Below are 13026 nucleotides of genomic sequence, written 5' to 3' on the forward strand. Positions count from 1 at the left end.
AGTACAGAAAAAGGGTCGTTTTGTGAAACAAAAGATTTTGGTTAGGCTAGTTTAGAAAACACTTTTCTTTTTTGGTTTTATGGTATCAATTCTTTGCGTCCGGCTTCCGGCTGCTTTTTGTATTTGGTATCAAAAGGTTGTTCTGTAGGGTGTGCCAGGAATGATAATTCGGTATCATTTCACCATGCCATGTTTGCCCATCAGTGCCGGAACTCCGAAAAGTACGGTATCACAAATTCTTTAAAGTAATATTGAAAATAAAAGAGAGTACAAAATACTCTCTTTTATTTTATTAAGGCTGTAATAAATTGATGGCTTTTTGAAGATTAGCTTCTAGCTCTTTTTTAGCGTTTGACATAGCATCCTCATAGTTTTTTTCTGATTGTCTTATAATTTCTATTATAACAGAATTATAATTGGCTTTTTGTGCTTCATCTTCTTCTGTATTAGAAATCAGATAAAACTTTTCACTAAATATTAAATCTATAAAAACATAGTTAGAATAAAAATTCAGCACTTGAAATAAAAGTTTTAGGCTGCCCCCTTTTCCTAGTTCAAGATTTGAAATCGCATTTTGTTTACAGTTTAGCTGTTCTGCTAATTGAGCTTGGGAATATCCTATATGCTCTCGGATTTGCTTTAACCTTGTGCCTAAAATTGGTAATGTAATGTTATACATATTGTTCTATTACTGTTTCTACTTCGTCGTATATTCTCTTAAAGTTTTTTTGCAGTAATTTCTCTCTATTATCTGCTGTCCCAAAGTTATATACTTTTGGCAGTTCTTTGTAGGCTTCTTCTTCTTTCTTAATTTTTTTAAATCTAAATTGGTTTTGCAATGGTACATCGCTGTTGGAAAATTATCTTCTTGTCCAAAATCTAATGCAACTTGCCCTACTAATGTACCAGCTTGTAATGAAGATATTTTGGATGCCGGGATAACAAAATCCATTTGTTCATTCATATTAATTGTTGTTTCGTTTCTTCTGATAGTAACGCCTTCTTTTACTTGCTTAACTTTTCCAAATAGTTTTTGTAGCCAATCTAAAGTTTCAGGAGCTTTAGCTTGCCCGGATAAAGTGTTACCTATAATAGAAGTTATAGTTTTTGCGGTAGCTTTGCCGTATTGTTCTTCTAATTGCGGTAGTTCCTGTAATCCCAAACAAATTGAAACCTTATTGCTACGTGCAGTAGAAAGTAGTGTTGCAAGTTGATAAAAATATAATGTGGGACATTCATCTACTATGATTGAAGTAGGGTAGTTACCTTTTGTATTGACAAGTCTAGTTAATCGGTTAATGATAAGTGCATTTAAAGCACTATTCATGCTTTGTGTTTTAGGGTTATTTGCAATGATAAGATAACTAGGGTCTTTTTTATCTGATACTTTTAAATTGAAATCATTGCCACTAAATACCCAAAAAGATTCTTTAGTTGCTAGTCTTGATAACTGTACTTTTAGACTTGCCATCTGTCCTTCTAATTGGTCCACTGCTCCTGATTTATATGCAGCTTCAAATGGGGAAACTAGTGATTTTAATTCAGGTTCGGAAAAGAGGACTTTAAAAAGTACGTCATATTCTTGATTAAGGAAAGCCAGTACATGCGGTAAATCTGAATATTTGCCATTCTCGTATCTAGACCAAAAATAAATAGAAGCTGCTAACAAGTTTACTGCTGATGTTTTAAAAAAATCGCTATTACCTCCACTTCCTTTGTCGCCTTTTTGTAAACTCTCATATAATGCTTCTGCCGTTTCTGTTGCATCTGCTAGGATTTCTATATATTCTCGTTTCAATGGGTTTATTCTTCTACTATATTCAATATCAGAAAAATTAATGACATTGAACTTGAAATTACTTGGTATTTTTCCTAATTGCTTGTTCTTTTGATAATTATAATATGCAATTTTGGCAAGTTCAGGAAATTTGAAGTCGTAAACAACTTCTGCAAATCCTTTAGCTGAATGTTGTCTTATAAAAGAATTTATAACAGAAAAAGATTTACCACTTCCAGGCGTTCCTATTACGAAAGTTCCACGAAAACAGTTGCATATATTCAGCCACCCATTATGCCACTTTCTATTGTAGAAAAACTTCATCGGAATATTGACAGAGAATTCTGTTTCTACCTTGTCTTTAGATTGTTCAAAGCTTTCATTCTCTATATTAAATCTATCTTTCATAAAGTTTGATTTAATACGTTTGGAAATGTTATCTAGAGCTGAATTTATTAATGTCGCTCCAATTATTGATAGTATAATGTAAGCTATATTATACCATTCTAAACTAGTTTCTCCTTTTTCTTTAAAGAAAAGAAAGCATATACTTCCAAAGAACATTATGAATCCAAAGATTAAAGGAAAAATGATTTGTTTAGTCGGGTCTAATTCTAAATCCTTTTTTGAACGTGTTCCAATGCAAGTAACCATTATAATAAAGAATGTAAATAGTTTACTATAAAGAATATTAGAATAGATAGGAATTTTTGCCATTTTTGATAATAAGGGCATAATTTGTTCACTAAAGGGAAAATGAACAAATAGTAGAATCTCTATGCAAACAGTTATATAAATGAATGCTTGCATGAATCCATATAGTTTTTGTAATTCTTTGCTTTCTTCCATGATTTAATCGGGTATTTTAACTTTTTCAGGTTCCTCACATTGAAAAGCCTTGAAATCTTCTATAGCTAATTTCAAGTCTTCTAAAAAATTGCTATTGCAACCTTTTTCTACTGCTATCTGGTAATATGCTTCCATTGCTTGAACGGAACAAATATCTGTTCCGCATATTACAAAAGCTGGAATGTCTTCTAATAGGCACTTGTGTAATAATCTTTTTTGGTCTTTCATTTTATTAATTCAAATGAAAATACCACTCTTTTATGCAGTGAGAGTGGTATTGGTTTTTATTTTTTGGTATCATAATAATGTTCTCTTATCGTCCATGCCGGGCAGAACCCGGAAAAGTACGGTATCAAATTCCTTCCCGGTTTCTCTCCAGTGCAGGCAGAAAAGGTATCAATTCTACTGGTAATTTTCTTGTCCGAATATATGTTGAACCATTGCATAATTTTCACCACTGTTAGACTTATGCAGCTTATCATCAATAAAAATTTTTACTTCGACTGTCTTAGGTAGCTGTAAATTTTCAAGGTTTTCTTCATCTTTAGGTATAGGGTAGGCAGATAGCCATAAATATGTTCCTTGTTTGGCTTCTTGCTCAAATGTGAATGGACTTTCTACAATAATTTCTTTGGCAGCTTCTTCGGGAGCTTCGGAAGAAATATCTACTCCTACTGTATAATGTATTAGAAGTTTGAAATTTTCTGGGTCGCTTACGGTAGCTTCATAACGTACTTTTCCTGTATCTCCTGTAGGTGGAGTATTAGGGTCGTTGTTATCGTCTTTATTGCATCCAGACAACATAAGGCTTAAACCAATCATTACTAATGATAAATACTTTTTCATATTGTTTCTTTTAAATAGTTGATAATTCAATGTGTATCGTTCCATTTGCAGCATTATATGCTACTTCCTCAATATTGGTGAACCGTCTTATTGATTCTTTCCATTCTTCTGTTTGTGGATTGTGGTAATATTCTTCTTCTAATAGACTTATCAAATTATTTATTTGTTTGTCAGATAGATAAATCTTTTCTCCAACCCTTGGAACTACAGGTAATTGGATTGGTATAGAAATATTGTTCACACCATCTATAGGAATATGGATGTTTATTTCTATCATAGCCATTTCATGTTTAGTATATTTTTGGACGGCTTAAATTTAACAACTTCCTTTTCTGGAACTTCTACAGGTTCTCCAGTTGCCGGATTTCTAGCTATCCGAGCTGGCTGAATAATCTTTTTGAAAGTACCAAAATCTTTTATAGAAACATCTTTTTCTCTTAGATTTTGAGATAATTCTTTGAAAAAACTATCAATTATTTCTGCTACTTCTTTTGTTGGTTTATTTGCCTTTTCAGCAACCATTTTGATTAAATCAGTCTTATTCATTTGCATATCAATAATATTTAATTACTTAAATCACTTAAACAAATTTCAGGAATAATTTGGGTATAGTCTTCTGTATCTGGTCTATAATGTATTGATTCAACTATATTGACCTCACAGATAACATCATATACCCATGCTTTAAAATTTCCTTCTAAATCATCCTCACCATCATTGAATTTATTAAAATCACTTTTAGCTTCATCTGTTAGATATTCTAATAAATTTTGATAGGTAAATTCATTCTGAAACATTATAATGTGAGGTGAAATTTCTTCGCCTATCCTTGGAAGATGCGGAAAATTCCAATCACCCTTTACCTTCATTCCTCTCTCTTTAAAAAAATGGCTATAAATTATAAATTCTATTTTCATATTAGTTTTATTTTAAAATCATCGTTCAGTACAAGCTTTCTTTCCATCGGTTGCCCGTTTTTATCATGAAATCCAGTTAACACAGGTGTTTCTTTTTTCTCGCAAAGTTCTATTGCTTCTTCGGGAGTTATAGAACGTCCTGACATTTCACGCCAAATGACAAAATCACATTTTATGGCTTCATTTCTATAGTTGGAACAATTATAGGCTTTTTTGTTTATATATAAGTTTCCTCCACACTTAGGACACTTACACAATGTATTGTCAAAAGAAATATCTAAGTTCTCTGTTAGAACCAGCCGTGAAGAAAAATCATTTCCTTCTCTTGATTTAAATCCAGTCATAAACGGTGTTTTTTTTCCTCTGGCAAGTATTTCTGCTGCTTCCAATGGTATTTCTCTTTGTGCAATAGTTTTGGGTATATAGAGGTTACAAACTCTGTTGTTGTCCTTGTCCTTTTGCGAATACCCTTTACAAGCATATCCATTTAGTAAAATTTCAATTTCTCTACCACACACAGGACACGGAGTTTCTAATACTTCATTTACGAAAGAAGGAATAACGATTCCATTTTCGATAGTCAGATATGCAGAAAAAGGAACTCCTTTTTTATTATGGAAGTCATGAAATATATCTGTTTTCCCTGTTGTTATTAATTGCCTGGCTATTTCTTCTGTAATCTCTTTTCCCCAATATGAATGATAAATATTAAATGTACATTTGTCATTCATGTTTTTGAAGTAATTACAGGAATATCCTAAACTGCCTTTCATTATGTGTCCTTTCTGGCAAATAGGGCATAAGCCTAAATCTTTGATTGTATCATTATCCATTTAATATCCTCCTTTACTAATCCATTTAATACCGTTTAAAATATTATCTACTTTTTGTTTCCCACTATTTACATATTTAAATTGTCCGGGTACAAGTGTTTTTAGTACTCCAGCCCTTTTAGCGGATTTCATTTGTCGGCATACAGCGTATGCAAGTCCTCGCATTCGTCTAAGTTCATTGACCACATGAATACATAAATCTATCCTTTGCTTATTATCCATAAGATTTTTTTCACCGCCTTGCAATGCTATATTGTTTATGTATATCATTAAATCTACACTTCGACTGATAAGCTCATACTCTGTTTTTGCAATTATGGTTAATAATTTAGGGTCTCCAACTGCATATTTAGCTGCTTCGGATTGGTATTTAGCTATGTCTCTAGCTAAGGTTGAAGCATAAATAATATCTTTTCCATTTTTCACAACTGCATTAACTGTAGAAAGATAGTTGTATGTCTTCTCCTGTAAGGATTGAATTTGATTCATTTTTTGTTGGATTAAAATTTGAAAGTTGCGGATTTTTGTTTCCTCACTTTGTATGTCTTTCAATACACCTTGTTGCTCCTGATGGGAATAAACCAATGTTCCAATCATTACCGGGTCAATGACAATAGATTGTGCTAGTCCTTTTATGTTGCCTAACAGTAACATTAGGGAAAAAAATAAAAGCACTCTTTTCATATCATTATCTGTTTGTAAATTCATATATTCCTTTTTTCTTTTTTTGTTCTTCTACTCTATTTCTGATGGTTTGAATTATATCACTATTAGCTTTAAGACCATTCATCAGTAGTTCTGGTGTTGATTTATCGCCAGAATAAATGTAGATATTGGTGTTGTTTATTAAAGACTGGATAAAACTTTGCTTTTCTTCATAATCATATACCCGATATAATTCTATGTAGTTAATCCTTTTTGAAAGCACTCCTTGATATATTTTTATTTGCTCTCTAGTTATAATCCATTTTGTACAAAGTAACATTGAAATATATCTGTAGAAAATTATAAATATCAACAATACTAATATCGTTCCACTGATAAATTTTAATAATTCATGTTCTCTTATATATTTACTAAAAATGAATACGAAAATCGCTAATGTGATTAAAAGGAAATTCTTCATTAACCAATATCGGAATTTAGGCTTTAATATAATATCATCAGAAGCTATGTTTGTTCCATCATTCATAACTTAATACTTTTTTTTTGTTCATGTTGTTTCATTAGAATTTCATTGAAATCTTTTGCTTTTTCTGCTTTATGAGAAATCATAGGAGCTATTATTTTGCTTTTTTCCCTAAAACTTTCTAGTGAAACGTCATTTTTGTTAATAGTGAATTCTCTACCCTTAGTTTTAAACAGCACATCATCTTTATTTTCTTTTATTGTCATTTCTGTATTACTAATGATTCCAGACACTTTAATGTCATACAAATTACCGTTTAAATCATTATCAAAACAGGTATGTACTTTAGCTTGTGGGTATCGCAATAAAGTGTTTTTTATTTGATTAACTGAAATGTACCCTCCTACACTACAAAAAACACTTTCTTCTAATTTGATTTTGTTAGCATTGAGCTGATAGAAGCTCATAGCATCTAAAGCGGATTCTGCAAAGTATATATGTTTTGCCATTTGGGGGTGTGGGCAAAAATCAGCAATCCAAAGCGAGTTACTTTTATCACCTCCGGCAGCCATTCCTTTGAATCCATAGTTTCTTAATTCGTAATTTGTTACTTTGTTGTCTTTATCTTTTGGATTAATATAGGGAAAACCTATATTATAATAATTGCCGTTTCCTTGTAAGTCTTTAACCCTTGTGATAAATGGTAGAAACTTTTCTACGACTTGATGATTTATATTTCTTTCATTTGTGAGAAATCTTAAATCAGCGAGTGTAGTAGGAAATTCTTTATATCTATCTCTGTCAAAAGATTTGTTTTCTGCTTTTACAACTTTGAATGCTTCATATTTAGGACTATAAGGCTCATTTGCGTAATGTCCTAAAATCATATTGATTCGCACAAATGTATTTTGATGTTGGAATTGTGGGAAGTCGTTAATATGATTTTTGATGAACTGAATTAAATCTCCACCTTTATAATTCCTATCATAGTAGTGTTCTTGTACACTATGAGGATTCTTGATGATGATTTCATCCAACTTGTTACCTGCTCCGTCTGTCAGTTTAAAAACAGGCGAAACCTTTCCTTTGCTAATGTCTTGTTTATATCCTAAATCTTCAAGTATTTGAATGATGGATATTTTAGCCTTATAATCGTCAAATGTTAGCATAATATTATAGTTTCATTGTTGGAGTATCATTATTTTTTCCGTAGGTTCTACCATATCCGAGAATAGATGCTTCTTGCTTCGCTGTTGCTTTAATAGAACTATCTATTTTATCCATTTGGGTAGATATTTGTTCTCCGACAGTTTGTTTAGTAGCTTCCCTAGAGCTGGAATATGTTTTTTCTACTTCCTTGTAAGAAGCATAATCTTTAGAAAGTTTATGTTTCTCTAAAAAGGCAGCCATTTCGGTGGGTTTATCTTTAAAAATTTCATCAATCCCTTTAGCTCCTTTTTGGGCTACAAACTCTAATCTTTCTTTATCAGATATATATCTTTCTTTCCCTATTGTTTGTTCTTTCTTTTCAGTCGCTTTAATTTCTATAGTATTTGCATCTTTGATTGATAATCCATTTCTGGCATTCAAATCTAGTTTTACTTTTGCAGCTTTGTTTAGTTCCTCGTTTACAATGGTAATTTCTTTTCCATTTTTGAGATTTTCTTGCTGCATAGGAGTAAGCTCTATTCCTCCAAGTTTTTGGGGAATATGAATGTCTTTTGCTTTTATTGATACTATCTCATTAGTATCTTTGTCACGTTGGTGCAATGTTCTTTCTCCTTTTGAATTAGTCTTTACTACGACATTATCAGCTTTTAGGGCTTTTATTTCATCCTTAGTAAAGGATAAATCATTTTTTATTTCTTGTCGTTTAGGAATGAGCAAGATAGCAATCCCAGCGATTGGGTAAACTACTGTAATAGCTGCGATTGCTAGTTTTCTAGCATTGATACCATCAATTTTGATGCGTTTACCTTCTTCTTTGAAATCAATTTCGTTGGCTTTTAATTTAGATTTATTTTCAGGTGTATTCTCGGCTGTTATATATTTAAGAGTTGTTGCTTTCCCTTCAAAATGGAGTTTTCCATTTTCTGTTTTATAAGACACTTTTTCATTGTCTAGAAGTGTTCTATTACCGGGAGTATCTTCAATGGAAAAATTTAGCATACCTGTTTTTTTCCCATTTTTGATGTTTGCAACATCTTCGGGGCTTAAATTTTCCGGTTTAACTCCTACTTCATTAAACTTGTTCCAGTCTATATCAACATATGAACCTTTACCATCTAGGGTTTGGTTTTGTTCATAAGCATATCGATAAAGGTCTTCTCCTTTATATGCAATTTTATTTTCAAGGTCAATGACTGTAAATCCGTCTTTATATCCTTCATTCTTGTTAGTACCTTGTTTTATATCATCCCATTTTATAATTGCAACATTGTGGTTTTCTCGTAAATATTGGCTATATTCTTGGAAATTATTGCTAGCTTGTTCTTTATCAAAGAAACTGATTATTCTTTCTTTAGATTGCTCTAATAAAGATTCTCTATTATCTCCTAAATTGCCAAGTTTAAGTGTATTCAGTGGATAAGTATATGTTTCATTACCTTTGGAAAAGGTAATATCACCATTCCGATATTCTTCTGAATATCCAAGAATTGCTGCTATTGCTCGGAATTGTCCGGCATTTTCATAACTATATTGCAAAGCTTCAAATTTTTTCTTTTCTTCCATTTTATAATTTGAATTTATGTTCTACTTTAGATTGCGATTCATTTCCAAGTGCTGTTTTTTGTCCTTTCATGTATTCTATATATTCATTTCTGTTTTTATCAGTATGAATAGTTCCTATAATTTGTGGGTTATGCCGGTCATAAGCTATTTTCTGTTGCTGCTCGAAGTCTAGGAATTTTATTCCTCTTGGATTATTTAAATCTAATCTTATGGCAATTTTTTCTTTGTCAACATTCAAAATTAATTCCTTACCTGATTTTAGAGTTTCCTTTTGTTGCTTATCCAGCTCAACACCTTTTATGTTTGAAGGTATTGAAATACTTTTGATTTTTGTTTTAAGCAATTCGTTTGTTTCAGGGTCTAATTGTACGAGATATTTTTCATTGTTAATAGTTTTTGTTATTATCTCGTTATCTTGAAGTCGTTCTAACTCCTTTGGTTTAAGGTTTATATCATTCATTATTTCTGGTCTGACTGGATGAATTTTAACGCCAGCATTGTTGCTGTCTTTCCAGTACAAACTTATTTTTCCTTTCATACTTATTTCTTCTCCATTATTATCGTGAAAAGAAAGGTCTAGTAAACTGGTCCTCTTTCCAGATAATAGAGCTGTGATATTTGCCTTATCCAAAGACCATATCTGTTTTTTTGATATTCCTATTAGTTCTAATTCTTTATATGGAATATCATTTTCATTAAAAATAGCTTGCTTTTTATCCATGTAATGTATATTTTTGCCCAAAAGTAATAAAAATATCAATATGAAGAATAAATTTATCATGTTTTTTGCTTATTCATTGTTTTTTTCAGTGAATGGCTACTGTCAGTTTAATACGGTATTACAGAAAAAGGATATTCCTAAAGCGGAACCTGTATTAGCAACGACAGAAAATAAATTGATAGAAGAAAAAGAAAAGGCTGTTGTCGTCAATGATGCTTTGACTACAGAACGGCTTGCATACTGGAAGCAAAGAAGGTATTTATCTTTGCCCATTGATTCAATGGTGATAACTTCCCATTATGGTAAAAGAAAAGACCCATTTACTGGAAAAATAGCAAATCATAGAGGGATAGACCTTAAAGGCAACAACGACTATGTTTATTCGATAATGCCGGGAATGGTTGTAAAAACAGGAAAAAATAAAGGGTTGGGCAATTATGTAGAAGTGCGTCATGGTGATTTTACTTCTATCTATGGGCATTTATACAGTGTGCTTGTAAATGCGAAACAAGCTGTTGAAGCTGGGCAACCAATAGGTATTAGTGGAAGTACTGGGCGCAGTACAGGAGAACACTTACATTTTCAAATGGAATACAAAGATAAGACTATAGACCCTAAGCCAATTCTTGATTATATTAATGAGGTAATCAGAACCGTTAAAGGACAAATTTCACAGCAAATAGATAATGAGTTAAGACGCAAGTAAATAAAAAGAGAGGATTGGAAAATCCAGTCCTCTCTTTTTATTTGAAGAATCAGAAGAAACCTTTTTTTAATCCTTTTTCTTGTCTTTGAACTTTTTCTAATGAAGATTGAAGTTGTGACAGAGCTTCTTTCATTCCTTTTTTTACTTCAGGGTTCGTGACGGATTCAATAAGTTCTTTTCCTGTTTGAATGTTAGTCTTAAGTATTTCTTTATTCTTCATCTGTTTTGCACGACTTTCATCTATAAAAATAGATGGCATACTTTTACAACTCCATTCACCATTTACTAGGTTAAAATCTTTAATTCTTTCTTTCGCTAAGTAGGTGTGGATAGAAATCTTATCTACAGCCTTGTCACTGTATAATTGGTTTGCGGATTTCATTAGTCCATTTACGGCTTTGTTATGTGAATCAATGTCGGCTAATCGTCCTTGTCCTTTACTTAGTACTTCTTCTTGATACCTGTTGTAAAGTCCCAGTTGGGTAAACTCCTTGGGGGCTGCAATAATATATGCTTCAACTCTAAATCCTGCATCTTTAAACATTTTGGCAGTCTTTAAAGGCACATCTGGATTTCTCATAGTTCCCTCAATAATGATGTTGTACCTACTTTTGATTGCTTCTTCGATAAGTTTTTCTGTGAATACGCTTGAAAATATTTGAGTTTCAATAGGATATTTAATAGGGTCTTTTATCAATTTAGCCTTTTCAGGATGAAATTCTCTGTATAAATCACCATTTATAGATAGAAATTTTTTATCTATATTATCAGATTTGGCAATTTCTAAAAGAAAACTTTTACCACAGGCTGGCTGTCCTCCCATAATAATAGCTATGGGATTAGTTGAAGGTGTTATACCTTGGAGAAGTTTTTCCTTTCTTTCTTGAAAAATGGCTTCTACTTCATTGCGCTGCATAATATGCTCTTAATTTGGGTGCATAATAGTTTTGTATCTTATCCATGACTGATAAGCGCACGTCTTTCCAACCTTCAAATTGTTCAAGTCCTTGCGCTATTCGTTCTTCTATGGTAAGTACATTAAATTCTTTCTCCAATATTTCTATTTTTATTGGGTCTGTTTCTTTTGATAATTCATCTATTTTCATCATGCGGAGCGTCCCGATAATATCAAGGGCAACATCCAAACTCATTTCTTTATTCATGGTTCATTATAGTTTTATGATTTATACTTCAATAGATTCTGTGAATTTTAATAATGGAATAACTTTCACTGTATGAAATGAAAGTTGGTTAAAAAGCTTATGGGTCTTTAGCATTTCAATCGCTGCATCAGCCGTAACAACACCTTGTTCATAAAGCCGGATTGTTGCATATAACTGGTCATTGGCAACGGGTCCCATTATTAAATCATAGCTGTTTTTTCCTTTTCCTCTGCGGTTATTAACTACAAACTCCAGCCACTCTTTTGTAGCACCCTCAAACCGAAGGACTGAAAACTCTCTATCAAGAATATTATCGGGGACTTCATAAACTGAAACGACAGCCTTTTTACCATGTTCCCGATTCCTTTTGAGTATTGCCCACTTCTTAGCTTGTTCAAAATTAGTTGTCGTATAGAATCCTTTTCCAAAGTCAGTAGCTTTACGCCCTTTCTGTATATTAGGGGATTTGACGGTAACTGTTGAGCCGTGATATAGTTTCATGCCTTTTTATTGATATAAGTTATTATAGTATCTAATATATACTCTGTATCTTGTGTGTGCAGCATTTCAAAATTTTCATATAGAAATTCAAAAACGCCATGATTGGAAAACAGCAAAAGAGTTTCTTTAGCACTTATATTTTTAGTTTCCCTATAATTTTCAGCACAAAACATTTGAAAAAGCAATATCTTTGGATTGTCCTTTTGTACTTTCTTCTGTTCTGTTTTCTCTTTTTCTAATGCTTCATAAAGTGATAATGTGCTTGAATACCACAGTTTTGTATTCTCGTCCAATAATGCCTTATACAAATTGGAAGAATATATATAGTATAACGCATCTTCTAAAGGTAGCGTTTTTCTTTTCATGACTGTATCAACCAATTCTCTCATAACAAATGGGAGCATAGCCGAACCAAGTTCATTTTGATATGTTTGATTAGTTTCCATAACTATTTATTTTCTAATTTTATATAGCTATCTTGCTGATGTATTTAGCAAAGATAGAGAAAAAACAATTATCATAGACCTATTGTATTGATTAGTTTGTAAATAGGTTCTTTGTATTTCTTTAGATTTTTAATTTGTATAACATACTTATTGATTCCTAGCTCATTAAAGATTTCTGCGTACATTTTTATTATGGATTTTCTGTAGTAGATGGTTAATCCTAGTATTGCAATGCAAATAAAAATCAAATAGACTAGTTCACTATACGCATAGATTGCTAATACAAGAACCCCACCAATAGCCCATAAAAGGCTACTTAAAAGAAATCTTAAGATATTCATGATTTTGTTTGCTGTTCTTTATACTGGCAGCCAAACCAGCTTTAAAGGTTTGTTTATCTCTTTA

At 31.9% G+C, this 13026-nt stretch carries 17 protein-coding genes and 1 pseudogene; 1 reads left to right on the top strand and 17 read right to left on the bottom strand.

Annotated elements, in window-relative coordinates; all coding sequences use genetic code 11:
- Positions 1 to 292 precede the first annotated feature (292 nt).
- From JZY04_RS20290 to JZY04_RS20350, 13 genes and pseudogenes are all read right to left on the bottom strand, one after another.
- Positions 293 to 679: a helix-turn-helix domain-containing protein gene (locus tag JZY04_RS20290; RefSeq protein ID WP_007559164.1), complete on the bottom strand. Its 387-nt coding sequence runs from the start codon at positions 677 to 679 to the stop codon at positions 293 to 295.
- A pseudogene (locus JZY04_RS20295) lies at positions 672 to 2626 on the bottom strand (type IV secretory system conjugative DNA transfer family protein). The gene JZY04_RS20290 and the pseudogene JZY04_RS20295 overlap by 8 nt, the downstream one beginning before the upstream one ends.
- 3 nt (positions 2627 to 2629) lie before the next feature.
- Entirely contained in the window at positions 2630 to 2854 is a 225-nt protein-coding gene (locus JZY04_RS20300; protein ID WP_004295344.1) for a hypothetical protein, read from the bottom strand.
- Between the two features lie 174 nt (positions 2855 to 3028).
- Complete coding sequence (locus JZY04_RS20305; protein ID WP_032586840.1) at positions 3029 to 3472, bottom strand: hypothetical protein; 444 nt, start codon at positions 3470 to 3472, stop codon at positions 3029 to 3031.
- A gap of 10 nt (positions 3473 to 3482) precedes the next feature.
- Positions 3483 to 3755, bottom strand: a complete 273-nt coding sequence (locus JZY04_RS20310) for a hypothetical protein (RefSeq protein ID WP_004295341.1) — start codon at positions 3753 to 3755, stop codon at positions 3483 to 3485.
- Positions 3746 to 4024: an HU family DNA-binding protein gene (locus JZY04_RS20315; protein WP_004295340.1), complete on the bottom strand. Its 279-nt coding sequence runs from the start codon at positions 4022 to 4024 to the stop codon at positions 3746 to 3748. Before JZY04_RS20315 ends, JZY04_RS20310 begins: the two co-directional genes overlap by 10 nt.
- Positions 4025 to 4035: 11 nt before the next feature.
- Entirely contained in the window at positions 4036 to 4389 is a 354-nt protein-coding gene (locus JZY04_RS20320; RefSeq protein ID WP_004295339.1) for a hypothetical protein, read from the bottom strand.
- Positions 4386 to 5222 (bottom strand): topoisomerase C-terminal repeat-containing protein, encoded by an 837-nt coding sequence (locus JZY04_RS20325; RefSeq protein WP_007559158.1) that lies wholly within the window; start codon positions 5220 to 5222, stop codon positions 4386 to 4388. Before JZY04_RS20325 ends, JZY04_RS20320 begins: the two co-directional genes overlap by 4 nt.
- Complete coding sequence (locus JZY04_RS20330) at positions 5223 to 5930, bottom strand: hypothetical protein (protein WP_007559156.1); 708 nt, start codon at positions 5928 to 5930, stop codon at positions 5223 to 5225.
- On the bottom strand, positions 5911 to 6414 hold the full coding sequence (locus tag JZY04_RS20335) for a PH domain-containing protein (RefSeq protein WP_005647342.1): 504 nt from the start codon (positions 6412 to 6414) through the stop codon (positions 5911 to 5913). Before JZY04_RS20335 ends, JZY04_RS20330 begins: the two co-directional genes overlap by 20 nt.
- Positions 6411 to 7520: a toprim domain-containing protein gene (locus JZY04_RS20340; RefSeq protein WP_007559154.1), complete on the bottom strand. Its 1110-nt coding sequence runs from the start codon at positions 7518 to 7520 to the stop codon at positions 6411 to 6413. The genes JZY04_RS20335 and JZY04_RS20340 overlap by 4 nt, the downstream gene beginning before the upstream one ends.
- 4 nt (positions 7521 to 7524) lie before the next feature.
- Positions 7525 to 9084, bottom strand: a complete 1560-nt coding sequence (locus tag JZY04_RS20345) for a DUF3945 domain-containing protein (RefSeq protein WP_118413923.1) — start codon at positions 9082 to 9084, stop codon at positions 7525 to 7527.
- A gap of 1 nt (position 9085) precedes the next feature.
- Positions 9086 to 9805, bottom strand: coding sequence for a DUF4099 domain-containing protein (locus tag JZY04_RS20350; protein ID WP_118413924.1), 720 nt, complete (start codon positions 9803 to 9805; stop codon positions 9086 to 9088).
- A 40-nt stretch (positions 9806 to 9845) separates the two neighbouring features.
- Between JZY04_RS20350 and JZY04_RS20355 the strand changes: the two genes are divergently transcribed.
- Entirely contained in the window at positions 9846 to 10511 is a 666-nt protein-coding gene (locus JZY04_RS20355; protein WP_042994651.1) for a M23 family metallopeptidase, read from the top strand.
- Positions 10512 to 10560: 49 nt separating this feature from the next.
- Here JZY04_RS20355 and JZY04_RS20360 read toward each other — a convergent pair whose 3' ends face one another.
- The 4 genes from JZY04_RS20360 to JZY04_RS20375 are packed head-to-tail and all read right to left on the bottom strand — an operon-like array spanning position 10561 to position 12621.
- Positions 10561 to 11427: a zeta toxin family protein gene (locus tag JZY04_RS20360; protein WP_032854356.1), complete on the bottom strand. Its 867-nt coding sequence runs from the start codon at positions 11425 to 11427 to the stop codon at positions 10561 to 10563.
- Complete coding sequence (locus JZY04_RS20365; RefSeq protein WP_032844863.1) at positions 11414 to 11674, bottom strand: hypothetical protein; 261 nt, start codon at positions 11672 to 11674, stop codon at positions 11414 to 11416. Before JZY04_RS20365 ends, JZY04_RS20360 begins: the two co-directional genes overlap by 14 nt.
- Positions 11675 to 11695: 21 nt before the next feature.
- Positions 11696 to 12175, bottom strand: a complete 480-nt coding sequence (locus JZY04_RS20370) for a DUF3990 domain-containing protein (RefSeq protein ID WP_032844865.1) — start codon at positions 12173 to 12175, stop codon at positions 11696 to 11698.
- Complete coding sequence (locus JZY04_RS20375; RefSeq protein ID WP_004295329.1) at positions 12172 to 12621, bottom strand: DUF3791 domain-containing protein; 450 nt, start codon at positions 12619 to 12621, stop codon at positions 12172 to 12174. Before JZY04_RS20375 ends, JZY04_RS20370 begins: the two co-directional genes overlap by 4 nt.
- Positions 12622 to 13026 lie beyond the last annotated feature (405 nt).

Source organism: Bacteroides sp. 11BF, assembly GCF_019633765.1.
Taxonomy (GTDB): Bacteria; Bacteroidota; Bacteroidia; order Bacteroidales; family Bacteroidaceae; genus Bacteroides; species Bacteroides hominis.